Annotated in this window: 27 protein-coding genes; 11 read left to right on the top strand and 16 right to left on the bottom strand. The window is 64.2% G+C overall.

Features of this window, described 5'->3' with window-relative positions:
• Nucleotides 1-4: 4 nt before the first annotated feature.
• A complete protein-coding gene (locus HZZ16_RS24635) occupies nt 5-568 on the bottom strand; it encodes a peptidylprolyl isomerase (RefSeq protein ID WP_197952458.1) in 564 nt (187 codons plus the stop codon).
• Between the two features lie 36 nt (nt 569-604).
• A complete protein-coding gene (gene coaD, locus HZZ16_RS24640; protein ID WP_197952459.1) occupies nt 605-1,102 on the bottom strand; it encodes a pantetheine-phosphate adenylyltransferase in 498 nt (165 codons plus the stop codon).
• A gap of 267 nt (nt 1,103-1,369) precedes the next feature.
• On the opposite strand from coaD, the gene HZZ16_RS24645 reads away from it, so the two are divergent.
• Nucleotides 1,370-1,627: a hypothetical protein gene (locus HZZ16_RS24645; RefSeq protein WP_197952460.1), complete on the top strand. Its 258-nt coding sequence runs from the start codon at nt 1,370-1,372 to the stop codon at nt 1,625-1,627.
• 320 nt (nt 1,628-1,947) lie between these two features.
• A complete protein-coding gene (locus HZZ16_RS24650; protein WP_311974238.1) occupies nt 1,948-2,850 on the top strand; it encodes a phosphotransferase family protein in 903 nt (300 codons plus the stop codon).
• Between the two features lie 9 nt (nt 2,851-2,859).
• Here HZZ16_RS24650 and gyrA read toward each other — a convergent pair whose 3' ends face one another.
• The 3 genes from gyrA to HZZ16_RS24665 all read right to left on the bottom strand — a co-directional run bounded on the left by gyrA (nt 2,860) and on the right by HZZ16_RS24665 (nt 6,829).
• Nucleotides 2,860-5,598, bottom strand: a complete 2,739-nt coding sequence (gene gyrA / locus HZZ16_RS24655; protein WP_197952462.1) for a DNA gyrase subunit A — start codon at nt 5,596-5,598, stop codon at nt 2,860-2,862.
• Nucleotides 5,599-5,707: 109 nt separating this feature from the next.
• Nucleotides 5,708-6,163 (bottom strand): DUF2306 domain-containing protein, encoded by a 456-nt coding sequence (locus tag HZZ16_RS24660; RefSeq protein WP_246510408.1) that lies wholly within the window; start codon nt 6,161-6,163, stop codon nt 5,708-5,710.
• A gap of 171 nt (nt 6,164-6,334) precedes the next feature.
• On the bottom strand, nt 6,335-6,829 hold the full coding sequence (locus HZZ16_RS24665; protein ID WP_027575349.1) for a single-stranded DNA-binding protein: 495 nt from the start codon (nt 6,827-6,829) through the stop codon (nt 6,335-6,337).
• Nucleotides 6,830-7,268: 439 nt separating this feature from the next.
• Between HZZ16_RS24665 and HZZ16_RS24670 the strand changes: the two genes are divergently transcribed.
• The 5 genes from HZZ16_RS24670 to HZZ16_RS24690 all read left to right on the top strand — a co-directional run bounded on the left by HZZ16_RS24670 (nt 7,269) and on the right by HZZ16_RS24690 (nt 13,841).
• Nucleotides 7,269-8,069, top strand: a complete 801-nt coding sequence (locus tag HZZ16_RS24670; RefSeq protein WP_197952463.1) for an outer membrane protein — start codon at nt 7,269-7,271, stop codon at nt 8,067-8,069.
• A gap of 237 nt (nt 8,070-8,306) precedes the next feature.
• A complete protein-coding gene (locus HZZ16_RS24675; RefSeq protein ID WP_197952464.1) occupies nt 8,307-8,966 on the top strand; it encodes an outer membrane protein in 660 nt (219 codons plus the stop codon).
• Between the two features lie 225 nt (nt 8,967-9,191).
• A complete protein-coding gene (locus HZZ16_RS24680) occupies nt 9,192-9,938 on the top strand; it encodes an outer membrane protein (RefSeq protein ID WP_197952465.1) in 747 nt (248 codons plus the stop codon).
• Between the two features lie 276 nt (nt 9,939-10,214).
• On the top strand, nt 10,215-13,196 hold the full coding sequence (uvrA, locus tag HZZ16_RS24685) for an excinuclease ABC subunit UvrA (RefSeq protein WP_197952466.1): 2,982 nt from the start codon (nt 10,215-10,217) through the stop codon (nt 13,194-13,196).
• 81 nt (nt 13,197-13,277) lie between these two features.
• Nucleotides 13,278-13,841 (top strand): DinB family protein, encoded by a 564-nt coding sequence (locus HZZ16_RS24690; RefSeq protein WP_197952467.1) that lies wholly within the window; start codon nt 13,278-13,280, stop codon nt 13,839-13,841.
• A gap of 20 nt (nt 13,842-13,861) precedes the next feature.
• On the opposite strand, the gene HZZ16_RS24695 is transcribed toward HZZ16_RS24690, so the two are convergent.
• Nucleotides 13,862-14,398, bottom strand: a complete 537-nt coding sequence (locus HZZ16_RS24695) for an RNA 2'-phosphotransferase (RefSeq protein WP_246510414.1) — start codon at nt 14,396-14,398, stop codon at nt 13,862-13,864.
• A gap of 62 nt (nt 14,399-14,460) precedes the next feature.
• Between HZZ16_RS24695 and HZZ16_RS24700 the strand changes: the two genes are divergently transcribed.
• Nucleotides 14,461-15,105 (top strand): HAD family hydrolase, encoded by a 645-nt coding sequence (locus HZZ16_RS24700; protein ID WP_197952469.1) that lies wholly within the window; start codon nt 14,461-14,463, stop codon nt 15,103-15,105.
• 107 nt (nt 15,106-15,212) lie between these two features.
• Here HZZ16_RS24700 and HZZ16_RS24705 read toward each other — a convergent pair whose 3' ends face one another.
• The 8 genes from HZZ16_RS24705 to HZZ16_RS24740 form a co-directional block, all read right to left on the bottom strand.
• Entirely contained in the window at nt 15,213-16,166 is a 954-nt protein-coding gene (locus HZZ16_RS24705) for a YVTN family beta-propeller repeat protein (RefSeq protein WP_197952470.1), read from the bottom strand.
• Nucleotides 16,167-16,168: 2 nt separating this feature from the next.
• Nucleotides 16,169-16,732, bottom strand: coding sequence for an SRPBCC family protein (locus HZZ16_RS24710; protein WP_197952471.1), 564 nt, complete (start codon nt 16,730-16,732; stop codon nt 16,169-16,171).
• A 765-nt stretch (nt 16,733-17,497) separates the two neighbouring features.
• Nucleotides 17,498-17,785, bottom strand: a complete 288-nt coding sequence (locus HZZ16_RS24715) for a HigA family addiction module antitoxin (RefSeq protein WP_197952472.1) — start codon at nt 17,783-17,785, stop codon at nt 17,498-17,500.
• Nucleotides 17,786-17,790: 5 nt separating this feature from the next.
• Nucleotides 17,791-17,982 carry a type II toxin-antitoxin system RelE/ParE family toxin gene (locus HZZ16_RS24720; RefSeq protein WP_210342610.1) on the bottom strand — a complete coding sequence of 64 codons (192 nt, stop codon included), beginning with the start codon at nt 17,980-17,982 and terminating at the stop codon, nt 17,791-17,793.
• A 138-nt stretch (nt 17,983-18,120) separates the two neighbouring features.
• The gene (locus HZZ16_RS24725) at nt 18,121-18,918 is read right to left on the bottom strand and encodes an AAA family ATPase (RefSeq protein WP_197952473.1); all 798 of its coding nucleotides are present in this window, start codon (nt 18,916-18,918) and stop codon (nt 18,121-18,123) included.
• A 97-nt stretch (nt 18,919-19,015) separates the two neighbouring features.
• Nucleotides 19,016-19,876, bottom strand: a complete 861-nt coding sequence (locus HZZ16_RS24730; protein WP_197952474.1) for a PCC domain-containing protein — start codon at nt 19,874-19,876, stop codon at nt 19,016-19,018.
• Between the two features lie 9 nt (nt 19,877-19,885).
• Nucleotides 19,886-21,493 (bottom strand): acyl-CoA synthetase, encoded by a 1,608-nt coding sequence (locus HZZ16_RS24735; RefSeq protein WP_197952475.1) that lies wholly within the window; start codon nt 21,491-21,493, stop codon nt 19,886-19,888.
• 105 nt (nt 21,494-21,598) lie between these two features.
• Entirely contained in the window at nt 21,599-22,096 is a 498-nt protein-coding gene (locus HZZ16_RS24740) for a hypothetical protein (protein ID WP_197952476.1), read from the bottom strand.
• 94 nt (nt 22,097-22,190) lie between these two features.
• Between HZZ16_RS24740 and HZZ16_RS24745 the strand changes: the two genes are divergently transcribed.
• Nucleotides 22,191-22,550 (top strand): hypothetical protein, encoded by a 360-nt coding sequence (locus HZZ16_RS24745; protein ID WP_197952477.1) that lies wholly within the window; start codon nt 22,191-22,193, stop codon nt 22,548-22,550.
• A gap of 84 nt (nt 22,551-22,634) precedes the next feature.
• Complete coding sequence (locus tag HZZ16_RS24750) at nt 22,635-22,910, top strand: GNAT family N-acetyltransferase (RefSeq protein WP_197952478.1); 276 nt, start codon at nt 22,635-22,637, stop codon at nt 22,908-22,910.
• A 49-nt stretch (nt 22,911-22,959) separates the two neighbouring features.
• Here the strand turns inward: HZZ16_RS24750 and HZZ16_RS24755 are convergent, their stop codons facing one another.
• The gene (locus HZZ16_RS24755; protein WP_197952479.1) at nt 22,960-23,355 is read right to left on the bottom strand and encodes an SPW repeat protein; all 396 of its coding nucleotides are present in this window, start codon (nt 23,353-23,355) and stop codon (nt 22,960-22,962) included.
• A 315-nt stretch (nt 23,356-23,670) separates the two neighbouring features.
• On the opposite strand from HZZ16_RS24755, the gene HZZ16_RS24760 reads away from it, so the two are divergent.
• Nucleotides 23,671-23,946, top strand: a complete 276-nt coding sequence (locus HZZ16_RS24760) for a GNAT family N-acetyltransferase (protein ID WP_197952480.1) — start codon at nt 23,671-23,673, stop codon at nt 23,944-23,946.
• A gap of 52 nt (nt 23,947-23,998) precedes the next feature.
• On the opposite strand, the gene HZZ16_RS24765 is transcribed toward HZZ16_RS24760, so the two are convergent.
• Nucleotides 23,999-24,397, bottom strand: a complete 399-nt coding sequence (locus HZZ16_RS24765) for a DUF3597 domain-containing protein (protein WP_197952481.1) — start codon at nt 24,395-24,397, stop codon at nt 23,999-24,001.
• Nucleotides 24,398-24,421 lie beyond the last annotated feature (24 nt).

Below are 24,421 nucleotides of genomic sequence, written 5' to 3' on the forward strand. Positions count from 1 at the left end.
GCTCCTATTTGATGTCGGAGGCGACCTGCACCTTCACCATCTTGTCGGGGTCGGTGACGGAGCCGCCGGGCGAGCCGGGGGGCGCCTTCTTCAGCTTGTCGACGACGTCCATGCCCTGCACGACCTCACCGATCACGGTGTACTGGCCGTCGAGGCTGCCGCCGTCGGCGAACATGATGAAGAACTGCGAGTTGGCGCTGTCGACGCTGTCGCCGCGCCGAGCCATGCCGACGATGCCGCGGGCAAAATGCACCTTGGAGAATTCCTGCTTCAGGTTCGGGTACTTCGAGCCGCCGGTGCCGTTGAAGTTCTGGCCGTCGCCCGTCTGCGCCATGAAGCCGTCCATGACGCGGTGGAACGGCACGTTGTTGTAGAAGCCCTCGCGCGCGAGCTGCTTGATGCGTTCGGCATGCTGGGGCGCGATGTCGGTCCTGAGCTTGATGACGATGCGGCCCTTGGTGCTGTCGATGACGATGGCGTTGGCCTTGTCGAGATTTGCCGGCAATTGCTGCGCCACCGCCGGCGCCGCGAACAGAAGCGCGGCAAGAACTGCGAGAATTCGGATCATGACAACTCCGGATCAGAGAGAAGTGGAAGCGCGCCGCTAGCCGGCGAATTTGGCCTTGAGCTGTGCCGCGACCTGCGGCGGGACAAAGGCCGAGACGTCCCCGCCCATGCCGGCGATCTGGCGCACCAAAGTGGCGGTGATCGGGCGGACCATGGGAGAGGCCGGCAGGAAGACCGTGTGCACCTCGGGCGCCATGGCCTCGTTCATGCCGGCGAGCTGCATTTCGTAGTCGAGGTCGGTGCCGTCGCGCAGGCCCCGGATCATGATGGTCGCGCCGTGCTTTCGCGCCGCAGTGACCGATAGATCGTCAAAGGTCGTCGCCTCGAGCACGCAGCCGGCCTGCGCCGCGATCGGACCACAGACGTCCTCGAGCATCTGGAGCCGCTCCTCGGTCGAGAACAGCGGCTTCTTGCCGGGATGCACCCCGATCGCGACCACAAGCCTGTCGCACAGCGCAACGCTGTGCCGGACCACATCCAGGTGGCCGTTGGTGATGGGGTCGAAGGAACCCGGGTAGAAGGCAATGCGCGACATGGCCCCGTCCTACCTCGCCCGGCCCGGGCCGGCAAGCCGGACAGGGTCCTTGTCCGTTTCCGGTCCAGCCCCCGAAAACGTCCGGCCGGGCGTCGGCGACAGCCGGTTTGTTTCGTCCTCGGGGTGGCTACGAAACAAAACGGAGCGCGAACGAAACCATTTCCGGCGACGGCGAAGACGTCCGGAAACTGGCCATGGTTACTAATCCGGCCAACGAACGACGGGCCGCGTACTGGGCGTAGGCGGCCGCATCACAGGGGACTGTCAATGATCAAGGCTCTTTCAGCGATCGCTCTGTCTGCGTGTGTTGCCGCGGCCCTCACCCTCCTGCCCGGCTTTGCCCCGAAGGTCGAAGCCAGCGTGCCGCAGCCGCTGGCCAAGAGCGACCGGCTGGATATCCGCGCCGTCGGCCGTGACTGCTCGCAGCAGGCCTGGCCGAATTTCGAGGCGTCCTGCCTGCGCCGCGCCGGCAGCAAGGCCAATGTCCGCGAGGCGCGCCTCGTGACCGCCGACCGCACCCCGTAGACGGATCTGTACGTTCGCGTCGGGTAGGTCCCTCTAGATAAACCCCATGGATATTTGCGACGTCTCGTCGCAGACTGCATCGTGTTCGCGCCCGTCGGAATGGCCCGTCGAGCGCGATCTGGTTGAGGGGGGCACTGTTCCGATCGGCTGCCGCCTGCCATGACCGTGGGCGCCCTTGGGGGTCTGCGGCGGTGTCGGCACCTGCCCACTCTAAGCCCTGACGGAAGCCGCCATAGCGCAGCCGCCGTGCTGCAGGTGCGAAAATGTCCAATGATCCACCTCTGCAGCTGAAGCCGCGGCTGACAATCTCGGTCGATCAGGTGCAGGCGATCCTCGGTCAGATATCTCCGCAGGCCTCGCTGCTGAACGTCGCCGAACTGCATGGCGGGGAGATCGGCACCGTCCTGGAGATCGTGTTGGCGGATTCGCGCGCCTGCGTCCTCAAGGCCTACCCTGCATCGCTGCAGTGGAAAATGGAGAAGGAGGTCTACGTTCTGGGACTTCTCCGTGGCGTCGATGTAGCCGTTCCGAGAATATTGTTCGCCGACGACACGCAATCTGTGATCGACCTCAACTACGTCCTGATGACCAAGCTCGACGGCACGATCCTCGGCCGACGCGAAGCCGATCTATCGGACGCAGGGTTGTTCGCAATCTACGCCGAGATGGGTGCTGCGCTTCGCAGGATCAACGAAGTTTCCCTCGATAGTTTTGGCTACATTGGTCCTCACGGGGTCTGGACGGCGCATCCGAGCAACCGGGCCTACATGTGCGCGCAGCTCGAGCGAAAACTGAAGGAATTTTGCAATCGAGGCGGAGAACCCGCACTTGCCGGGCGAATTCGGAAAGCCGTTGCCGCTCGGCAGCACCTTTTTGATGCTGCCGTCACCCCGAGCCTTTGCCACTACGATTTCCATGCTGGTAACGTGCTGGTGACGCCGCAGGGCGCTCCGCATTTGTCAGGTATCGTCGATTTCGAGAATGCGACGTCAGGCGATCCGCTGATGGATATCGCAAAGGCGCTCTACTATTTCACGGCGAAGGATGCACCGAAGCGCGAAGGACTGCTCGCGGGCTATGGCAAGATCGAGCGTACCGATTGGCAGGAAACGCTTCGTCTCTACCGCATGTATTGCACGCTGGAGCTATGGTGCTGGATGGCGCAAATCGGCAAGCAGGAAGCGCTTGCCGATTTGACGCGGGAGCTTGCAAACGCAGCTTAGAACGGGGCGTCACGCCCCGTTGCCGTTCTCGCCGTTGCCGTTCTCCGCCTCTTCGGTGATGTGCTCGACCGAGACGACGTGCTCGTCCTCGGCGGTGTCGAACACGATCACGCCTTGCGTCGAGCGGCCGGCGATGCGGATGCCTTCGACCGGGCAGCGGATCAGCTGGCCCTTGTCGGTGACGAGCATGATCTGATCGGCCTCCTCCACGGGGAACGAGGCCACGAGATTGCCGTTGCGGTTATTGACGCTCATGGCGACGATGCCTTTGCCGCCGCGGCCCGTGGTGCGGTACTCGTAGGACGAGGTCCGCTTGCCATAGCCGTTGACGGAGACGGTCAGCACGACCTGCTCCTGCGCCGACATCTCGACATATCGCTCCTGCGGGAGCTGGAAGCTGCCCGAGGTCTCCTCGGCCTCAGCATCGGCCGGCGCCTCGTCCGCGGCGGCTTCACCCGCCACCGCGCGGCGCATCTTCAAATAGGCTGAGCGCTCGTCCGAGGTGGTGTCGACGTGGCGCAGGATCGCCAGCGAAATCACCTTGTCGCCTTCGCCGAGTGCGATGCCGCGCACGCCCATCGAGGTGCGCCCGGTGAACACGCGCACGTCGGTGACGGGGAAGCGGATGCACTGGCCGCCGGCAGCGGTCAGCAGCACGTCGTCGCGCTCGGTGCAGATCTGCACGTCGACGATCGCCTCGTTGTCGTCGAGCTTCATGGCGATGATGCCGGAGCGGCGCACGTCGACGAAGTCGGACAGCTTGTTGCGGCGGACGTTGCCGCCCGTGGTGGCGAACATCACGTCGAGCTGGCCCCAGGTCGATTCATCCTCCGGCAGCGGCATGATGGTGGTGATGCGCTCGCCCTGCTCCAGCGGCAGGATGTTGATCATGGCCTTGCCGCGTGCGTTCGGCGCGGCCATCGGCAGCCGCCAGACCTTTTCCTTGTACACCTGGCCGCGCGAGGAGAAGAACAGCACCGGAGTATGGGTCGAGGCGACAAAGAGCCGGCTGACGAAATCCTCGTCGCGGGTCTGCATGCCGGAGCGGCCCTTGCCGCCGCGGCGCTGGGCGCGATAGGCCGATAGCGGCACGCGCTTGACGTAGCCGGCATGCGAGACCGTGACGACCATGTCCTCGCGCTGGATCAGGTCCTCGTCCTCGACCTCGCCCTCCTGCTCCATGATCACGGTGCGGCGCGGGGTTGCGAACTCGGTCTTCACCTCGGCGAGCTCGGTCTTGATGATGTCGAGGATGCGCCCGCGCGAGCGCAGGATGTCGAGATAATCGCTGATCTCGCCGGCGAGCTTGGACAGCTCCTCCCCGATCTCGTCGCGGCCGAGCGCGGTGAGGCGCGCCAGGCGCAGCTCCAGGATCGCCCTCGCCTGCTCCAGCGACAGGCGGATCGTCCCGTCCGCGTTGATGCGGTGACGGGGATCGTCGATCAGCGTGATGATGTCCTCGACGTCGCGCGCGGCCCAGTCGCGGGTCATCAGTGTCTCCCGCGCCGCAGCCGGCGTCGGCGAGTGCCGGATCACCTTGATGATCTCATCGATATTGGCGACCGCAATGGCGAGGCCGACCTGCTCGTGCGCGCGTTCGCGCGCCTTGCGCAGCTTGTACTTGGTCCGGCGGGTGACGACCTGCTCGCGGAAGCCGACGAAGATCGTCAGCATGTCCTTCAGGTTCATGGTCTGCGGACGGCCAGAATCGAGCGCGACGGCGTTGACGCCGAAGCTCGTCTGCAGCGGCGTGAACTTGTAGAGCTGGTTCAGCACGACGTCTGGCACGGCATCGCGCTTGAGCTCGACGACGACGCGATAGCCATCGCGGTCGGACTCGTCGCGCAGGTCGGAGATGCCCTCGATCTTCTTTTCCTTGTAGAGCTCGGCGATGCGCTCGACCATCGTCGCCTTGTTCACCTGATAGGGGATCTCGGTGATGACGATCGCCTCGCGCTCTTTGCGGATCGTCTCGAAGGTGACCTTGCCGCGCATTACGATGGAGCCGCGGCCGAGATGATAGGCGCTGCGGATGCCCTGGCGTCCGAGGATAATGCCACCGGTCGGGAAATCCGGGCCCGGGATGATGTTGATGAGCTCGTCGATCGTCAGCGACGGATTGTCGATCAGCGCGACGCAAGCGTCGATCACCTCGCCGAGATTGTGCGGCGGGATATTGGTGGCCATGCCGACCGCGATACCGCCGGCGCCGTTGACCAAGAGGTTCGGGAACCGCGCGGGCAGAACCACCGGCTCCTTCTCGGAACCGTCGTAATTATCCTGGAAGTCAACCGTGTCGTCGTCGATGTCCTCGAGCAGCTTCAGCGCGATCTTGGTCAGGCGCGACTCGGTGTAGCGCATCGCCGCCGGCGGATCGCCGTCGACCGAGCCGAAATTGCCCTGCCCGTCGATCAAGGGCGCGCGCATCGAGAAGTCCTGCGCCATGCGCACCAAGGCGTCATAGATCGCCTGGTCGCCATGGGGATGGTACTTACCCATGACCTCGCCGACGGCGCCGGCGGACTTCTTGTGCTTCTTGTCCGGGGTGTCGCCGCGATTGTTCATCGCGAACAGGATCCGGCGGTGGACCGGCTTCAACCCGTCGCGCGCATCGGGCAGCGCACGCGCCACGATCACGCTCATGGCGTAATCGAGATAGGACTTCTTCATCTCCTCGTAGATGGAAACGGGACGAATGTCCGAGGGGTGCGCCGGCTGGTCGCCGGGCTTGTTGTCGTCGTCAGCCAAGGGGGAATCCGGTGAGGTTTTGTCTGGGAATCATATAGCGCATCACACCCCCGATAACCACCCTTGCCGGGGCTCGGGACGCGCTTTTTCCGACTGTTTTTCCAGAGACTTACGCCCTGCCGGGCACTGCCGCCGACAGGCCGGGAACGGACCGGGCGGAACCGGGTCTCACCCCGAAAATCACGCGGTGCATGATGCGCCCGGGCACCAGCGTGAACAGCCCCGCGACCACCAGCGCGCCGGCGAAGATGAAGATCATCATCCGCCGGTGATCGGCGATGCGATGGGTTCGCGCCCGCCACACTGCCAGCGGCAGAACAACCAGGGTGAAGATCGACAACAGATGGATCGGGCTGAACGGCCCGACCAGGCGGATCTCGTGGATCCAGAACGACGAGGCGGCCACGACCACCATCAGGACCACCCAGAGCCAGCCGATGGTCCGGTGCGGCAGCGTGCCTTTAGGGGCAGCAAACTGGACAAGGCCGAGCACGATGGCGGCCATTGCGGCAAAGGCATGGAGCGGGATCGAGGGAGCAGCCTCAAGCAGCGGCGCAAGACTCATGCGAGGCTTCCTCGCGTCCGGGCGAAGGCGATGTGAATTTGATTAACATGCCATCACATCGCGCCCCGTCAAAAACCTGAGGCTGCACATGAGGCAAGGCCGAAAAAATCGTGCCTGGCCCGGCAATTGGTGAGACGTCCTGCCGCCTCACGCGAGCAAGCGCACGGAGGCTCAGAACGGGATATCGTCGTCCATGTCGCTGTTGCGGCCGCCGCCGGCGGCAACGGGACGGCGCGGCGCGCTGCTTACGGGTCCGGAGGAGCCGAAATCGCCACCCGGCTCGTCGCCGAAGCTGCCGCCTCCGCCGCCACCGCCGCGGCCGTCGAGCATCGTCAGCGTGGAGTTGAAGCCCTGCAGCACGACCTCGGTCGAGTACTTCTCGACGCCGCTCTGGTCGGTCCATTTGCGGGTCTGCAACGCGCCTTCGATGTAAACCTTCGCGCCCTTCTTCAGGTATTGTTCGGCGACCTTGCAGAGTCCTTCATTGAAGATCACGACGCGATGCCACTCGGTCTTTTCCTTGCGCTCGCCGGTGTTCTTGTCGCGCCAGGTCTCCGAGGTGGCGATGCTCAAGTTCGCGATCGGCCGCCCGTCCTGGGTGCGGCGGATTTCGGGATCCTTGCCGAGATTTCCAACCAGAATGACCTTGTTGACGCTTCCCGCCATCGCCGCTCTCCACTCCAAATGCCACTGAATTTCAAAAGGGCGAATCCGCTGCCCGCGTTCTTCTGCGCCCGCTAGGGCGACCCTATACGCTTGCGGGCACCGGTCAGCCTGCCACCCCCGGGGTTATCCCCACATATAGCATCACGCTCAGGTTTGTTCCAGATTTGTTCTTCGTCACGAGGCGAGCGGATTTTCCCGCGCATGCCGCGCAAAAGGGCAGCCCTCGAATGGAACCTTACCGAGTTCCCGTGAACGCCCAAAACCACTTAACATTCATCAAGTTGTTCCACCTCAGTTGAGCCGCGAGTGTGGCATTCCGGAGACGGACTTTGCCCTTTCCTTAGGCTACCTTTGCCTTGGAATTAGTTCATATGGGCGTCGCGCCTGATCAGCCGTTTCGGGGACTTTCATGAAGCGGACGAAACTTGGGGAGACTGCAATGAATAAGGTTCTATTTGGCACAATCAGTGTACTGGCGTTGGGGCTGTCGGCTCCGGCAAGCGCGGCGGACATGGCCGCGCGTCCCTACACCAAGGCTCCGGCACCGGCGGTCGCTGCGATCTACGACTGGAGCGGCTTCTATATCGGCATCAACGGCGGCGGCGGCACCAGCCGCAAGTGCTGGGACTTCCTCGACGCTACCGGCGCCGTAACCGGGGTTCCCGGCACCTTCGTCCGTGAAGGATGCCACAACGCGACCGGTGGCACCGTCGGTGGCCAGATCGGCTATCGCTGGCAGTCCACCAATTGGGTGTTCGGCGTCGAAGGCCAGGGTAACTGGGCTGACTTCTCGGGCGACAACGTCAGCACCGTCTTCCCTGGAAGCGCTTTGGTCACCGGTGATCGCAACCGCTCCCGCATCGATGCTTTTGGCCTGCTTACGGGCCAGGTCGGTTACGCCTGGAACAACGTGCTGCTCTATGTGAAGGGCGGCGGCGCCGTGGTCGGGGACAAGTACGACGTTTATGCCGCGGCCGGCACGCCGGGCGCCGGCACGCTGCTGGCATCGGCTCGCGAGACCCGCTGGGGCGGCACCGTTGGCGCCGGTCTGGAATTCGGATTTGCTCCGAACTGGACGCTCGGCGTCGAGTACAACCACATCTTCCTCGGCGACCGCACGATCACCTTCACGACGCCTGCAGGCGTCGTGTTCGGAAGCGATCGCATCAGTCAGGACGTCGACATGGGTCTTGTCCGCTTGAACTATCGCTTCGGCGGCCCACTGGTTGCGAGGTACTGATATCCCGCTGATTTCGCGAGCGAAGGGAAGGGCCGGCCCGCGCCGGCCCTTTTTATTTTGGCACGATGCTGGACGTAAATGAGTCAGCAACCATCACCTTTTCGGCTGTTGTGGCTTTTCGGAGACACAACTTGCGGCTTTGGTGGTGTAAATGCAGCGTCAGTTGGGCCGTTTGAGTCCGCTGCCCTTCCGTCACGGAAGGCAACAACAGAAACTGGGACTGGGATTAAGTTGAAAATGAAAAAGGTTTTGTTGGCTTCGGCCTGTGTGTTCGCTCTTGCGGCCCCCGCTTCGGCTGCTGATCTGGCAGCCCGCCCCTACACCAAGGCTCCGGTGGCTGTGGCCTCGGTCTACAACTGGACCGGCTTCTACCTCGGTATCGTCGGCGGCGGCGCTTGGCAGGACGCCTCCGACATCAAGATGAAGGGCGGCTTCGTCGGCGGCACCGCCGGCTACAATTGGCAGACCGGTAACGTCGTGTTCGGTATCGAGGCCGACGGCGCCTGGGCCGACGTCAGCGACTCGGTCACCGCCGGCGTCCTCACCACCAGCTCGAAGATCGATGCGATGGGCACCGTGCGCGGCCGCATCGGCTACGCCGTCAACAACGTGCTGTTCTACGGCACCGGCGGTTACGCCTGGGTCGACAACAAGATCACCCTCTCCGCACTCGGCGTGTCCGTGTCGGACAGCAAGTGGCACAACGGCTGGACTGTCGGCGCCGGCGTCGAGGCGTTCTTCGCGCCGCAGTGGTCGGTCAAGGGCGAGTATCTCTATCGCAGCCTCGGCGGCGAGACCTACTTCTCGGGCGCCCTCCCCACCAACACGCTCGAGCTGCACACCGTGCAGGTCGGCGTGAATTATCACTTCGGTGGCCCGGTCGTCGCCAAGTACTGAGCTTCGTCTCTAACGCACCCGCGTTACGAAAGGCCGGCCTCGCGCCGGCCTTTTTGTATTTGTTGCGGCCGCCCGTTCGCTCGCGTTTTCGGACGGATGTGGCCGCCGAGTGACACAACTTTTGGCTTCAATGGTGTAAAGCAATGATGTTACTTGGGTCATGAGGTCCGCTGCTCTTCCGCTCTCCGGAAGACCGGAATGAGAAAATGGAAGTGGGGAATTGATATGAAGAAGCTTTTGCTGGCTTCGGCCAGCTTGTTCGCTCTGGCTGCCCCTGCATCGGCGGCTGATCTCGCGGCCCGCCCGTACACCAAGGCTCCGGTGGCTGTGGCCTCAGTCTACAACTGGTCTGGTTTCTACATCGGCGCCAACGCCGGTGGCGGCTCGAGCCGTAATTGCTGGGATCTGACCAGCGTGGGTGGCGTTGCCATCACTCCGGTAGCCGAAGGTTGCCACAATGCGACTGGCGCCGTGGTCGGCGGCCAGGTTGGTTACCGCTGGCAGTCCGCCAGCTGGGTGTTCGGCCTCGAAGCCCAGGGTGATTGGGCCGACCTGAAGGGCTCCAACACCAGCTCGCCCGCGGCTCTCTTCCCGCTGGTGAACAATACCAAGATCGACGCCATCGGGCTCTTCACCGGGCAGGTGGGTTATGCTTGGAACAATGTGCTCTGGTACGTGAAGGGCGGCGCGGCCGTCACCCACAACAAGTTCAGCGGCACTCTGGCGGGCGTCACGCTCGACACCGCGAACGAAACCCGTTGGGGCGGCACCGTCGGCACGGGCATCGAGTTCGGCTTCGCACCGAACTGGTCGGTTGCCGTCGAATACAACCACCTGTTCATGGGCAAGCACACCGACAACTTCACCTTCCTCGGTGTGAACACCCGCGGCGACAGTATCAAGCAGGACGTGGATATGGGCACGGTTCGCCTGAACTACACCTTCGGTGGCCCGGTTGTCGCGAAGTATTAAGCTGCGTCTCTGACGCATCCGACGTTACGAAAGGCCGGCCTCGCGCCGGCCTTTTGCTTTGGCGGCGCCGTTCCGGCCGCGTTCCGCACGTTCCTGCTGCCAGATGCCGCCAGCGCGCCAACAATCCGTTGACGATTCGCAACTCGCACTGGAAATCCGCCGCCGTTCTTCCTACGTTCGCTGCCATACCCATCGGCGCCGTTCCCGGTTCCGGGCGAAGCGCGCCTTTTGCATTGGCGCGGTCGCGCGTCTTTGGATTCCTCGAGGACCTCTGGGATGGACGAAGTGATCAGGGCGAAGCGCCAACAAGAGAACGCGGGCTCGAGCCTGCGCGCAATTACGATCCGCGGCGCGCGCGAGCACAACCTCAAGAATATCGACGTCGAGATTCCCCGCGACAAGCTGGTGGTCTTCACCGGCCTTTCCGGCTCCGGCAAATCCTCCCTCGCCTTCGACACCATCTATGCCGAGGGCCAGCGCCGCTATGTCGAATCGCTCTCGGCCTATGCCCGCCAGTTCCTGGAGATGATGCAGAAGCCGGACGTCGACCAGATCGACGGGCTCTCGCCGGCGATCTCGATCGAGCAGAAGACGACGTCGAAGAACCCGCGCTCCACCGTCGGCACCGTCACCGAGATCTACGACTACATGCGCCTCTTGTGGGCCCGCGTCGGCGTGCCCTATTCGCCGGCTACGGGCCTGCCGATCGAGAGCCAGACCGTCTCGCAGATGGTCGACCGCGTGCTGGCCCTGCCCGAGGGCACCCGCCTCTATCTGCTGGCGCCGGTCGTGCGCGGCCGCAAGGGCGAGTACAAGAAGGAGCTCGCCGAGTGGCTCAAGAAGGGCTTTCAGCGCGTCAAGATCGACGGCACCTTCCATGAGCTGGCGGAAGCCCCCAACCTCGATAAGAAATTCCCGCACGACATCGATGTCGTGGTCGACCGCATCGTGGTGCGCGCCGATATCGGCCAGCGCCTCGCCGAGAGCTTTGAGACCGCGCTGAAGCTCGCCGAAGGCCTGGCCGTCGTCGAGTTCGCCGATGCTCCCGCGGCGGCGGCTCCTGCGGAGGAAAAGAAGAAGACCGCAAAGATCCACGACAAGAGCGGGCCCGAGCGCATCCTGTTCTCGGAAAAGTTCGCCTGTCCGGTCTCCGGCTTCACCATTCCCGAGATCGAGCCGCGCCTGTTCTCCTTCAACAATCCCTACGGCGCCTGCCCCGCCTGCGGCGGCCTCGGCGTCGAGCAGCATGTCGACGAGGACCTCGTCATCCCCGAGAAGGATGTGACGCTGCGCAAGGGCGCGATCGCGCCCTGGGCCAAATCGTCGTCGCCCTATTACGTGCAGACGCTGACCGCGCTCGGCAAGCACTACAAGTTCACGCTCGACACCAAGTGGAAGGATCTGCCGAAGAAGACGCAGAACGCGATCCTGTACGGCTCGGGCGAGGACGAGATCAAGTTCTCCTACGAGGACGGGGTGCGCTCCTACGACACCAAGAAGCCGTTCGAGGGCGTCATCACCAACATCAACCGCCGCTACCGCGAGACCGAGAGCGAGTGGGCGCGCGAGGAGCTGGCGAAATATTTCCACGACGTGCCCTGCGAGGCGTGCCACGGGTTTCGGCTCAAGCCCGAAGCGCTTTGCGTCAAGGTCGGCGGCAAGCATATCGGCGAGATCTCGGAGCTGTCGGTCAAGCGCGCCGGCGAGTGGTTCGCAGGCGTGCCCGAGGCGCTGAACAAGCAGCAGAACGAGATCGCCGGCCGCATCCTGAAGGAGATCCGCGAGCGCCTCACCTTCCTGCTCGACGTCGGCCTCAACTACCTCACGCTGTCCCGCTCCTCCGGCACGCTGTCCGGCGGCGAGAGCCAGCGCATCCGCCTCGCTTCGCAGATCGGCTCGGGGCTCACAGGCGTGCTCTACGTGCTGGACGAGCCTTCGATCGGCCTGCACCAGCGCGACAACGCCCGCCTGCTGGATACGCTGAAGCGGCTGCGCGACCTCGGCAACACCGTGGTCGTGGTCGAGCACGACGAGGACGCCATCCGCCTTGCGGACTACGTGCTCGACATCGGTCCCGGCGCCGGCATGCATGGCGGCAACATCGTCGCCGAAGGCACGCCCGCCGAGATCATGCGCAACCCGAAATCGCTGACCGGCAAGTATCTCACCGGCGAGCTCGAGGTCGAGGTGCCGGAGCGGCGTCCGCCGAACCACCGCCGCACCATCAAGGTGGTGAACGCGCGCGGCAATAACCTCAAGAACGTCACGGCGGAGATTCCGCTCGGCCTGTTCACCTGCGTCACCGGCGTCTCCGGCGGCGGCAAGTCGACGCTGCTGATCGACACGCTCTATCGCGCCATCGCCCGCAAGCTCAACAATGCCAGCGAGGGAGCCGCCCCGCACGACCGCATCGAGGGCCTCGAGCACATCGACAAGATCATCGACATCGACCAGTCGCCGATCGGCCGCACCCCGCGCTCGAACCCGGCGACCTACACCGGCGCCTTCACGCCGATCCGCGAATGGTTCGCCGGCCTTCCGGAAGCGAAAGCGCGCGGCTACGAGCCCGGCCGCTTCTCCTTCAACGTCAAGGGCGGCCGCTGCGAGGCTTGCCAGGGCGACGGCGTCATCAAGATCGAGATGCACTTCCTGCCCGACGTCTACGTCACCTGCGACGTCTGCAAGGGCAAGCGCTACAACCGCGAGACGCTGGAGGTGCTGTTCAAGGGCAAGAGCATCGCCGACGTGCTCGACATGACCGTCGAGGAAGCCGCCGAATTCTTCAAGGCGGTGCCGCGCGTGCGCGAGACCTTCCAGACCCTGCACCGCGTCGGCCTCGACTACATCCACGTCGGCCAGCAGGCGACGACGCTCTCGGGCGGTGAAGCCCAGCGCGTCAAGCTGGCCAAGGAGCTGTCCAAGCGCGCCACCGGCCGCACGCTCTATATCCTGGACGAGCCGACCACCGGCCTGCACTTCCACGACGTCAAGAAGCTCCTGGAGGTGCTGCACGAACTGGTCGCGCAGGGCAACACGGTCGTCGTCATCGAGCACAATCTCGAAGTCATCAAGACCGCCGACTGGGTCATCGACCTCGGGCCCGAAGGCGGCGACGGCGGCGGCGAGATCGTCGCCTGGGGCCCGCCGGAAGACATCGTCAAGGCGCCGCGGAGCTATACGGGGAAATTCCTCGCGCCGGTGCTGGAGAAGGCGCGGAAGCCGAAGCGGAGGCGTGCGGCGAGCGAGGCGGCGGAGTAGCCGATTTGCATCGAAGCCGTAGGGCTGCAGGGCGGATGGGCGAAGCGTAATCCGACGCCGCACGATCGGGGAAGAACCGACATGTCCGCAGGACTTGTACAAACGTATCGCGCCTTCGCCCACAACAATGCCTGGGCGAACCATCGCCTGCTTACCGCCTGCGCCGCGCTGTCCCAGGCGGAATTCGAAGCCCACCGCACCGGCTTCTTTCCAAGCCTGCAGCATACGCTGAACCACATCTACAACGTCGACCTCTTCTACATCGATGCGCTTGAAGGTGGCTGGCTAGGACCGCACGCCTGGACGAACGAGGTGCCGTACCCCTCACTTGCCGAGCTCAAACCTGCCCAGGCCGCAATGGACAAGCGCCTGATTGCGATCTGTGATGGGCTGACAACTGAACGCCTCGACGGCTTCGTCCAGATCAACCGCGACACGAGCGTTCAGACCGAACGCCGCGACCGGCTGCTCATGCATCTGTTTCAGCATCAGATCCATCATCGCGGACAGGCGCACGCCATGCTGTCCGCCACGAACGTCGCGCCGCCCCAGCTCGACGAGTTCTTCGCAGAAGGCGAAGCGCCGCTTCGGGCCGACGAGTTCGCCGAACTCGGCTGGACCGAGGAAACGGTGTGGACCCCGTAGTCGCGTAGCCGCGCTACAATCTAAGCCAGAAACTCCGGCGGCACGTGGTCGGTCAGCCACACGCCATTGTCCGCGCGGTAGAACTTGAATCCCTTCGCGTGCATGCCGCCTGCATCGACCTTGAAGACGTGGGGCTTGCCGTGGCGTTGACCAACTCTCTGTGCCGTCGCGTCATCGGCGGACAGATGCACCTGCTGGCGCGCTTGTGGCTTCAGGCCCTCGGACAGGATCGCCTCCACAAACCGCGTGGCCGTGCCGTGGTATAGGATCGACGGCGGCTCGCGCGGCGACAGGCCGAGCTCCACCGAGACCGAATGTCCTTGCGCCGCGCGAATGCTGAGCCCGTCGGACGAGAGCGAGAACCGCTTTTTGTCACTGGTTGCGACGACGCCGAGCAGATCGGCTCGTTCGAACTTTGTCCCGGCTGCTTTGGCCCTTTCGACCAGTTCGTCGATGTTGGCCCAGCCTTTCGGGCCAAGGGTCAAGCCGATTTCGTCCGGCTTGTGCCGCAGCACGAAGCTCAGGAATTTGCTGAGTTGAATTGGGTCGACGGGCATCTTGTGCATTCCTGTTGATCTCTTGTACATCCGGTCGCGAAACCCGACCAGACCTTCCGGCCATGAAGTCCTACGCCCTCGCCATCTTCGACCTCGACGGCACGCTCGCCGACAGCTTCCCCTGGTTCCTGCGCACCATCAACGACGTCGCCGATCGCTTCGGCTTTCGCCGCGTCGCAGATGACGAGATCGAGGAGCTCAGGCATGCGTCGAGCCGCGAGATCCTTTCCCGGCTCGAAGTGCCCTTGTGGAAGCTGCCGGCGATCGCGCGGCATGCACGGCGGCTGAAGGCGGAGGCAGCAGCTGAGATTCCGCTGTTCGCGGGCGTCGAGGCGATGCTGCGGACGCTGGCCGAGAACGGGGTGCAGCTGGCGCTGGTGACCTCCGACAACGAAGCCAATGCGCGCGAGAAGCTCGGGGATGCCGCCGCGCTGTTTTCGCATTTCGACTGCGCGGCATCGCTGTTCGGCAAGCCTGCGAAATTCCGCCGGGTCGTCCGACGTGCGGGCATCGTACTAGACAAGGTCATATCGATCGGCGATGAGGTCCGCGACATCGAGGCGGCACGCGCGGTCGGTATCGCCTGCGGCGCCGTATGCTGGGGCTATGCGGCGCCGGCGGCATTGCGGGCGCTGGGGCCGGATCATGTGTTCGAGCGAATGGATGAGATTGCGGATGTGTTGTGCCGGATCCGTAGGGTGGGTTAGCCCTGCGGACTGCGCGAAGCGCAGACCGCTTGGCGTAACCCACCACTTCCGTCAACGCGGACACCAAAGTGGTGGGTTACGCTGACGCTAACCCACCCTACACACCCCTACTCCGTCCTCCGCAAGAACGACCCGAACGCGCGCGGGCCGTCGCCGGTCTTGATCTCACCGATCACCTTGAGCTCGGCGGCATCGATTATAGCAAGCGTGTTGCTTTCCCAGCAGGCGACGATGACGCGCTTGCCGTCGGCAGTCGCCGCAATGCCTTCGGGATAATCGCCGACATTGATGCGCTTGATGGGCTTCAGGTCCGCCAGGTCGAACACGCTGACGGTGCCGCCGTACTGATCGGTGACGAAGCCGCGGCCTAGCGTCAACGCAACCGCATAGGGCCGCATTCCGACCGGCACGCGGCCGATCTCGCGGCCGGCGACGATGTCGATCACGGAGACGTCGTCGGAGCCGACATTGGCAATGTAGGCGCGCTGGCCCTCGGCATCGATGGTGAGGCCGAACGGACGCGTGCCGACCTTGATGGTCGCCTTGCGCTTGCGCGTCGCGGCGTCGACCACCGAGACGGTATCGTCGTCACGGTCCGCCGAGAGCAGCAGTTTGCCGTTGGGCGTCACCGCAAGACCCGACGGCGAGGCGCCGACCGCGATGCTGGCGGTGACGCTGCGCGAGGCGGTATCGATCACCCGCACCGCGGCGGCGTACCAATCTGCGACATAGACCGCCTTGCCGTCGGGCGACACGGCAATGCCGAGCGGTCCGCCGCCGACCTCGACGCGGCCGGCGACCTGCCGCGTGGCTGCGTCGATCACCGTCACCGCCTTGGCATCCGGGCTCGTGACATAGGCAAAGCGCCCGTCGGCGCTGACGGCGACACCGGCCGGCTTGCCGCCGATCGGGATGGTCGCGACGCTGCGCGCGCCAGCGAGATCCACGACCGTCAGATCGTCGCTGAGCTGGTTGGTGACGAACGCCTCGTCGGCAGCTGCGCTGGCGAGCCCGGCATGACAAAGGCTGGCGGCGAGCGCCGCCAGAACCAGCGCTCGCACGATCAGCTACCGCTCTCGATCTTCTTCTTGAGGGCCTCGAGCCCGGCCTTGTACAGCCCGCTCACCGCCTTGATCGCGGCCTCGTCGCTCAGCTCCGGTGGCGGATCGTTGTTGGGATAGCCGCGATAGAACGCGCCGGCCCATTCCAGCTTGGCCTTGCCGTCGGGCGCGGGCGAGACCGTCAAGGTCGAGGAATAATTGGTCACCGGCAGCACCTTCACGTCGACCTTGGTGATCCGGTACGAATAGCTCTGCATGTCGGGCTCGTATTTGTAGAGTTCCTCCTCGACCGTGGCGCCGCCCGTCAGGGTCAGCTTGCGTGTCGCGCCGATCTCGTTGCCCTTCTCGCCTTCGGTCTTGGTGACCGGTTGAAGCCAGCTCATGTCCTGAAAATTGCCGATCACCGCCCACACCTTGGCCGGGGCCGCGTTGATCTCGATGGATTCCCGCACCTTCTGCCGCGTCGGTCCATGGGCCCAGACCGGCTCGAAGGCGGTCATCAAAGCCATCCCCGCCACCGCCAGCGCCGCCACCCCGGCGATCGCCGGTCCGCTTCTCATCCTCATGTCGTTTCCTCGTTTCTCAATCTGCGCGACTTGGAACGCGCGCTGAGGTCATGCTAGCGCATTTTCGGGCCATGGGGAGACCCGTTCGTGGCACGGCCGTGGCAAGGCGGCGGCCCCCCAATCCACACCATCCGTTGCGTTGCCCGACGGGCAAAACACCCCAAAGCAAGGTCAACGCGTCCGCGAGGAAATAATTCGCTTTACTCGAATTCGGATTTATCGCATGTTGCGGCCACCTCAACCCGGGCCGAGGGGCGCATCGCGATCGTCACTAACGCGGGTTGGGAGGTGGTGGACGCAGGCAGCGTCGCGCGTAGGCGGTTTGCAGGGCGGGTCACTCCGTGAGCAGACGCGGCGCGCAAACGACGGGCGCGGCCTGCGTACGGCAAAATCGTGTGGTCCTGGCGCCCGGGGTCTGTGCGCCAAGGCTTGCGGTGACGTTGCGGCCCGACCGGGCCCGCACCGTCAGTCATCCGCAAGGCGACGGGGGCAATAGTGCATCGCTCCCCGGGGAGAGCACGACATAAGCCGTCAAACCACTGCGCAGGGAAGGCCGGATGTTTTGGCTTCACCTGTATGCCGCTGTGCAGCCTTTTTTAGCACACGCTTCGCACAGTGGACCGCGGGTGCCAGCCGGCACCCGGCCTTCCCTGCGCCCTCGGCACTTTCGAGGGTGGTGAATGCAGCAAAGCTCGGGCGGACTCCGCCGCGAGGACGCGGGATCGTGCGCCTGCGCCGCGTGGAAGTTCATCAATGGTCATTGCATCAGGCGGCATCGACGGGCCTGACCTGTCGAGCAATCTCCGCGCCCTTCTCACGCTCCACAACTCCGATGTCGTACTGTCCTTGCAAGTCGAGCCAGAATTGAGGGCTATTGCCGAAATAACGGCCAAGCCGCACGGCAGTATCCGCGGAAATCCCCCGCCGCCCGTTCAAAATGTCGGTGATCCGCCCCGAGGGAACCCCGATGTCGAGCGAAAGCCTGTTGGCACTGAGCCCACGCGCCGCCAATTCGCGCTTGAGCAGGCGTCCAGGATGAACGAGTGGAGCCATGGATGTCAGCCCTTGTGATAGTCGACGATTTCAACCTCGTAGGCATCGCCTTTGCTGAATTCGAAGCAAATACGCCAACGCTCGTTGACCGTCATTGCCCATTGTCCCCTGCGATCGCCCTTCAGCTTGTGCAATCCGACGCTCCTCAACGGACTGAGGTCTCCGAGCGATTTCGCCACATTGAGCGCCAGCAACAACTCAGCCGCCGCCTCGAAATCGAGCCCACGAAACTGGTTCGGATGCTCGCCATCCCAGATCTTGCGGCTCGCTGAATTCCGCCGACCTGATCATGGCAAAAACATACTACGAAATCCGGTGAACGGTGAATGGTACATTCACTCCCCCAGCGTCGCCTCCACGAACCCGCGCGGATCATCACAAAACTCCCGCATCACCCGGTAATGATCGGTCTGCTCCACCCTCACGGGTTCAAGGCCGTATTTCCCGAGCCGCAGCAGCTGCGCATTCGGATAGGCCATCAGCAAAGGCGCGTGGGTCGCCATGATCACCTGACAATGACCGGAGAGATCCATGCGATGCAGGAGCTTGAGGAAGTCCATCTGGCGTGCCGGCGACAACGCGGATTCCGGCTCGTCGAAGATATAGATGCCCTGCTTCTGGCAGCGCTCCTCGAAGAACACCAGAAAGCCCTCGCCGTGGGAAAAGGAAAGATAGTCCGGCGCTTGCTGAACGCTCGCACCAAACACGCCTTCCATGGCGTGCGCAGCATCCACGGCCGAGCGGTCCAGATAGCGCGCGATGGAAAAGAACGTCTCGGCCCGAAAGAACCAGCCGTCGGTCACCTTCGGCACCCAGGCAGCCCGCAACGCAGAGGACAGTTCATCGCCGCTGATCTCGATGCCGCCGCCGTCAATTTCCTGAAAACCCTTGCGCCCGCCGGTGCTGGCGAAGCCGGCCAGTCCTGCGATGCCCTCGAGAATGGTCGATTTGCCGGTCCCGTTCTCCCCGACGATGATGGTGACGGCGGCCTCGAAGCTCTGGTCGAACTCGTCCCTGAATACAGGAAGACAGAACGGATAGGCCTCCCAGTCCTCGACGCGCGAACGATCGAGCCAGATGCGCCTGAGATAAGGCGCGCTCAACGTGGTCTGACGTCGTCGTGTCCGGCTCATGCGCCTGCCCCTCCTCACCAACGGTTAAAGGAACATATCAGGAACACCAGCCGCACGGAAGTGGCATCCGCGGAAGACCGCAAGCTTTGGTCGAGCCTTAAGGCAACACCTCCAGCACCAGCTCCATCGTCATCAGCACGGGATTATCGCCGCGCACCAGGCGGCCCTCGGCGATGCCGCCGGTGTAGTCGATCAGGGCAACGTCGAGCGCAGCTTCCAGCGTGCCGGAGGCGCCGAGCCCGATAGTCCCTGCCGTGATCGCCAGCTCCGTCGCGAACGGCTCGGTGGCAGCGCCATGGCTGAAGCGCGCGCCGATGGTCGAGCCGACGCCGCCATGAATCTTCGCGCGGTCGATGCCGTGGGCGCGACAGAACGCTTCGAGGCCGCCGGCAAAATCCTGGTTCGGGCGCAGGCGGAGCGCGAAGGCGCGGCTCGTCGTACGTGCGCCGGTGCTCGCGGCTGCGACAGGTCCGAACAGCTTGAAATTGGTCTCCGGATCGGGCTCGGCCGTGAACATCGTACCGTCGAGACCGAACGCCTCGACCTCGAACGGCTCGGCGACGACCGTCTCGTCCGGCATCATGTGGCCGCCGCTCGTCCTACCGTCGGCCTCCGTCCACAGCCCGTGGCAATGAAAGAACGGCGCGCCGTCGCGCATGCCGAGCGTCATGCTGCCGAGCTTTGGGCGCGTCACGCCGGCCGGCCGGAACGTATCGCTGTAGAACGCCGCATTCTCGCCGGTCTTCGACAGCGCCGGCATGACATAGGCGAACGGCCCCAGCGCGCCGCGGCGAAAGTGCAGTACGCCGCCGGCAAAGCCCTCCGCGGCAAAGCCGCGCCGCGCGGCCTCCAGCAGCGGCAGACCGGCTTGAAGCGTGAAGGAAAAGGCACGTCCCCTCGCCTCCACCCATTGAATGCGCTCGGGAGGCGGCGAGCCCGGCTGCTTGATACTCCGCATCTCGTACGCTCAGCCTGTCTTCGCCTTGTCGAGGTCGAGCAGCCCGCGCGCCTCGAGCTCGTCGCGCACCATGCGCTTGGGCACCTTGCCGTAGCCCGATTTCGGCAGCGCATCCCAGAAGAAGAAGCGCTTTGGCATCTTGTAGCGCGGCACTTTCGGCGACAGGAACGCCGCCATCTCGGCTTCGGTCACTTCCTTCGCGCCCTCACGGACGACACAGACGGCGACGCCGACCTCGCCCCAGGTCGCGTCGGGCACGCCGAGCACGGCGACCTCGCCGATGGCGGGATGGGTCAGGATCTTCTCCTCGATCTCGCGCGGATAGATATTGGAGCCGCCGGAGATGTACATGTCGGAGGCGCGTCCTGTGATGTACACAAAACCCTCCTCGTCCATGTGGCCGAGATCGCCGGTGCGGAACCAGCCGTTGCGGAACGCCTTCGCATTGGCTTCGGGGTTGTCGTAATAGCCGGCGAACACCGCAGGCCCGATCACGCAGATCTCGCCGCTCTGGTTGGCTTTGAGCTCGCGGCCCTCGTCGTCCTGGATCGACACCTGCATGCCGGTGCGCTCGAAACCGCAGGTGCCGATCTTGGCGTGCGGGCCGTCCTCCGGATCGTGCAACGCCGCCGGCAGCACGGTGATGTTGCCGGTGACCTCACCGAGGCCAAAATACTGCACGATCACCTTGCCGAGCTTCTTCAGCGCCGCCTTCTGGTCCTCGCGGTACATCGGCGCGCCCGCATAGATGACGTAGCGCAGCGAGGAATGGTCGTATTTGTCGGCGGCGGGATGCTCGACCATCATCTTCAGGATGGTCGGCACCGTGAAGAGATTGCTGACGCGATGCGTTTCGATCAGGCGGAACGCCTCGTTGATGTCGAATTTCTCGGTCGGCAGCAGCACGGTGCGCGCGCCGCGCGCGGTCTGCATCAATTGGTGCACGCCGGCGCCGTGCGACAACGGCGCCACCACCAGCGAGGCATCCTGCTCGGTCGTGCCGGGCGTCAAATCGGCGAGATGATTGGTGACGACGAATCCCATCTGGCCATGGGTCAGCACGGCCGCCTTCGAGCGTCCGGTGGTGCCGGAGGTGAAGAAGAACCAGCAGGGATCGTCGTGCTCGACGGCGACATTCTCCACGGCAGCGCCGGTATGCGAGGCGATGGCGTCAGCCACCGAGCGCTCGCCGAACGCGGCGTTGCCGTCAACGCTCAAGGTGAATTGCAGCGCTCCGCTCTTCACCGCCGCGGCATGCTCGGGGAAGTCGACATGGCACAGAAACGCCTTCGCGCCGGAGGCCTGCGCGAGATAGCTGACCTCATCCGGCATCAGGCGGAAATTGGTGGGCACCCAGACCGCGCCGAGCCGGAACGCCGCGAACATCGAGAAGAACATCTCATCGCCATTCTTGGAATGGACGAGGATGCGGTCGCCCTTCGCGATGCCCCGCGCGGCGAGCGCCGCTGCAAGGGCCGAGACCTGCGCATCGATCTCGCGCCAGGTCCACGACTTGTCCCCCCATACGAAGCCGGGACGGGCGCCATGCCGCCGCGCATTCTGGGTCAACATATAGGCGAGATTCATGACGCGGCGGGACATGCGCAGGGGCTGCATCGGGCTTCCTCTTCGGCGACGGACAGCATGCGAGCCGTCCGTTCATTGCAGCCCATTTATCGCCAACGCCGGAGGCCCTGCAAGGCCGGCTGCCGCGGACCTGCCCTACGGCTGCTTGAAAGCAAAAGGCGTCGCGGTGATAGTCTTGGTCTTCCAGCAGGCCTGCGCACCAAAGCCGCCGCAGAAGCTGCCATGCAGATCGAAGCGGATGGTGCGCGCCGCACCGCGCTTTATCGGTGGGGCCATGATCTTGTAGCGAAGGACGTAGCCGTCGAACATCTCGCGCAGATTGCCGTCCGGCAGCGTTACCAGGATCTTCATGACGCAACCGCCGGTTCCGCAATACGTCGTCTCGCGATCGCCGCATTTGGTGTCCTGGAAATCGACGATGTAGTCCTCGCGACCATCGCCGGTCAGGTCGATCCTGCGCACGGTGTTTGGCGCGAAGGTCACCGCTCCACCCTCCTGGCTCTCGCATTCCTCGTTGGCGTAGCGCAGCGCCTTCTGCACGCCGGGCGGATAGTCGGACGGATTGAACGGCCTTGCGTCGTCGGCGCGCGCGCTGGCCACGAGCAAGCCGAGCAGGAGGATGAGATATCGCATGCGCGTTTGTCGCCAGCGCAGCCACAATCGTTCAGGGAATTTTAAACATGATCGGCGCAACGTTCATCAATTGTCGCGTACAGAGTGCCGCATCATGGTCAAAGCGCCTGCCCTCCTTCTGTTGTCGTTGGCGCTCGCCGGATGTGCCGCGACTCCGCAAGCGCATCTGGCGTCCGATCCCGCCATCAAGCCTGCGCGCTATGCCTGGGATGGCGCCGGCGAGGATCCCAACCGGCCAAGCGCTACCTCGCAGCCGACGCGGACTGGCGGCCGCTCCGAGCGTCACAGGTCGCAAGCCGATGCTCAGCCCTATTCGAAGGAATGGCGGCAGGCGCAGGACGGCATCGAGGCCGAACAGGACGCCAGGGTCAACCGCTCCCTGGTCATCTGCCAGGGCTGCCTCCGCCCGCAGCCACAGGCCGAAGATTCCAGGTTGGCCAAAGCGAGCGATTGAATCGAACAGCTTCGGATCGGAAACCCGCCGATGGGCCGTGCGTTACGATCTCGTGCGCGAGGCCGGCAGCTGCAAGGCAACGATATGAGCGACGTCATCAACAACAAGGCCCATCATCGCTATGAGCTCGAGGTGGAAGGTCATCTTGCGACCGAGCACTACAAGCTCGACGGCGGTGTCATCACCTTCGAGCATACCGACGTGCCGAAGGAGCTTGGCGGCAAGGGCATCGGCTCGAAGCTGGTGCAAGGCGCGCTCGACCAGGTCCGCGCCGAAGGATTGAAGCTGATCCCGCAATGCCCGTTCGTGAAGACGTGGATCGACAAGCACCCGGACTATGCGGATCTCGTGACACGGTGAGTGCACAGGCCCGCCGCTCGTGGCCGGCGGGCCTGCCGTAACCTACGGTCTATTGTCCGTGCTTGAGCAAGTCCTGATCATTCGTATCCCAGTCCTGCCATAGCTGGAGAATGCCGAGCAGCACCACCACCGCGCCGAGGGTCGTGTGATAGATGCGGAGAAATCCCTCACCGGAATAGCCGATCACGTATGGCGAGGCGATGAGCCACAGTCCGACCAGAATCGTCGCCACCTCTTGCCAGCGCTGCAAGGCGACGTATTCCAGCTGGCTGATGCCAAATACGACCAAACCGATCGCAACGGTGTTCAGGATGGCCGTCTGGTGACCGGCGATCGCTTGGTCCTGGATCGGGAACCACGGCGAGGCCACGATCACCGCGCCCAGCAGCATCCCGCACCAGTCCTCCCACGTTCGATGAGTATTGAAGAAGCCAGAGTCCGACATCGTACCCTCCTACAGAAGAGGCATACGTCTGCGGCTGGCGATCATGACACTCCGAATGTCTGGCGACCCTGCCGGCCGCATTCGGGCGTATGTCCTTTTTAGGACGTGGGAACCGAAGTCCGGCTTGCAAGAGCGGCATCGGGGATTATTTGCGGGTCGCGGGACCACTCTCCCGGGGCGCCATATCCATACTGCAGTGCGTCTATGCGGCGCGCATTTGCAGATATCTCCTCTGCGCCGATCTCCCTTGGTCTCACCTTGGCAAGCGCCATGTGAGTCTCCTGGATCAGGATCTGCAGTTCGGAGGTATACCGCATGGGGGCTTCGGTACGCGACAACAAGGACAGAAGCCGCTTTGAGCTCGATGTCGGCGACGATATCGCCTTCGCCAATTATCGGCTGACGCCATCAGCCGTGATCATCACCCACACCGAGACGCCGCGCGCGCTGCGCGGGCGCGGCATCGGCTCCGAGCTGGTCAAAGGCGCGCTCGACCTGATCCGGCGCGACGGCAAGAAGGTGATCGCCGGCTGCGGCTTCGTCGTCGACTATCTCGACCGGCATCCGGAGGATGCGGATCTGGTCGCCTGAATGCAAAAGGGCCCGCGCGATCGCGGGCCCCTGCGGCACGACCCCAGGCGGGTCAGTGCTTGATCTCCGGCGGCAGCTTGCCGCCATTGGCGGCGAGCTTGGACATCACCTGCTTGTGCAGCCAGACGTTCATGCTCGCCGAGTCGTTCATGTCGCCGCTGTAGCCCAGCTCCTTGGCGAGATCCTTGCGCGCGGCGAGGCTGGAATCGATGTCGAGCGCCTTCATGAGGTCGACGATAGAAGTGCGCCATTCCAGCTTCTCGCCCTTGTGCGCGGCCGCCGCCTTGTCGACGATCGCCGCCACGTCGACCGCGGCCATGGGCGCGGCGGCCGGCGCCGACGTACTTGCCGACCCTGCGGGCGCGCCCGGCGAAGCGGCGCCACCGGCCGGCGCGGCGGACGCCGGCTGGCTGCCGAAGATCGCGCTCATGATTTTCCCGAAAATGCTCATGTCTGCTCCCCGAAAAGGATCCGT

Origin of the sequence: Bradyrhizobium glycinis (genome assembly GCF_016031655.1) — a bacterium.
GTDB lineage: Bacteria > Pseudomonadota > Alphaproteobacteria > Rhizobiales > Xanthobacteraceae > Bradyrhizobium > Bradyrhizobium glycinis.

Bases quoted from the DNA above. Each gene is read 5' to 3' on its own strand.
- HZZ16_RS24635 (WP_197952458.1), bottom strand. From the start codon at position 568: ATGATCCGAATTCTCGCAGTTCTTGCCGCGCTTCTGTTCGCGGCGCCG.
- coaD (WP_197952459.1), bottom strand. From the start codon at position 1,102: ATGTCGCGCATTGCCTTCTACCCGGGTTCCTTCGACCCCATCACCAAC.
- HZZ16_RS24645 (WP_197952460.1), top strand. From the start codon at position 1,370: ATGATCAAGGCTCTTTCAGCGATCGCTCTGTCTGCGTGTGTTGCCGCG.
- HZZ16_RS24660 (WP_246510408.1), bottom strand. From the start codon at position 6,163: ATGAGTCTTGCGCCGCTGCTTGAGGCTGCTCCCTCGATCCCGCTCCAT.
- HZZ16_RS24665 (WP_027575349.1), bottom strand. From the start codon at position 6,829: ATGGCGGGAAGCGTCAACAAGGTCATTCTGGTTGGAAATCTCGGCAAG.
- HZZ16_RS24670 (WP_197952463.1), top strand. From the start codon at position 7,269: ATGAATAAGGTTCTATTTGGCACAATCAGTGTACTGGCGTTGGGGCTG.
- HZZ16_RS24675 (WP_197952464.1), top strand. From the start codon at position 8,307: ATGAAAAAGGTTTTGTTGGCTTCGGCCTGTGTGTTCGCTCTTGCGGCC.
- HZZ16_RS24680 (WP_197952465.1), top strand. From the start codon at position 9,192: ATGAAGAAGCTTTTGCTGGCTTCGGCCAGCTTGTTCGCTCTGGCTGCC.
- uvrA (WP_197952466.1), top strand. From the start codon at position 10,215: ATGGACGAAGTGATCAGGGCGAAGCGCCAACAAGAGAACGCGGGCTCG.
- HZZ16_RS24690 (WP_197952467.1), top strand. From the start codon at position 13,278: ATGTCCGCAGGACTTGTACAAACGTATCGCGCCTTCGCCCACAACAAT.
- HZZ16_RS24695 (WP_246510414.1), bottom strand. From the start codon at position 14,398: ATGCCCGTCGACCCAATTCAACTCAGCAAATTCCTGAGCTTCGTGCTG.
- HZZ16_RS24700 (WP_197952469.1), top strand. From the start codon at position 14,461: ATGAAGTCCTACGCCCTCGCCATCTTCGACCTCGACGGCACGCTCGCC.
- HZZ16_RS24710 (WP_197952471.1), bottom strand. From the start codon at position 16,732: ATGAGGATGAGAAGCGGACCGGCGATCGCCGGGGTGGCGGCGCTGGCG.
- HZZ16_RS24715 (WP_197952472.1), bottom strand. From the start codon at position 17,785: ATGGCTCCACTCGTTCATCCTGGACGCCTGCTCAAGCGCGAATTGGCG.
- HZZ16_RS24725 (WP_197952473.1), bottom strand. From the start codon at position 18,918: ATGAGCCGGACACGACGACGTCAGACCACGTTGAGCGCGCCTTATCTC.
- HZZ16_RS24730 (WP_197952474.1), bottom strand. From the start codon at position 19,876: ATGCGGAGTATCAAGCAGCCGGGCTCGCCGCCTCCCGAGCGCATTCAA.
- HZZ16_RS24735 (WP_197952475.1), bottom strand. From the start codon at position 21,493: ATGCAGCCCCTGCGCATGTCCCGCCGCGTCATGAATCTCGCCTATATG.
- HZZ16_RS24740 (WP_197952476.1), bottom strand. From the start codon at position 22,096: ATGCGATATCTCATCCTCCTGCTCGGCTTGCTCGTGGCCAGCGCGCGC.
- HZZ16_RS24745 (WP_197952477.1), top strand. From the start codon at position 22,191: ATGGTCAAAGCGCCTGCCCTCCTTCTGTTGTCGTTGGCGCTCGCCGGA.
- HZZ16_RS24750 (WP_197952478.1), top strand. From the start codon at position 22,635: ATGAGCGACGTCATCAACAACAAGGCCCATCATCGCTATGAGCTCGAG.
- HZZ16_RS24755 (WP_197952479.1), bottom strand. From the start codon at position 23,355: ATGTCGGACTCTGGCTTCTTCAATACTCATCGAACGTGGGAGGACTGG.
- HZZ16_RS24760 (WP_197952480.1), top strand. From the start codon at position 23,671: ATGGGGGCTTCGGTACGCGACAACAAGGACAGAAGCCGCTTTGAGCTC.
- HZZ16_RS24765 (WP_197952481.1), bottom strand. From the start codon at position 24,397: ATGAGCATTTTCGGGAAAATCATGAGCGCGATCTTCGGCAGCCAGCCG.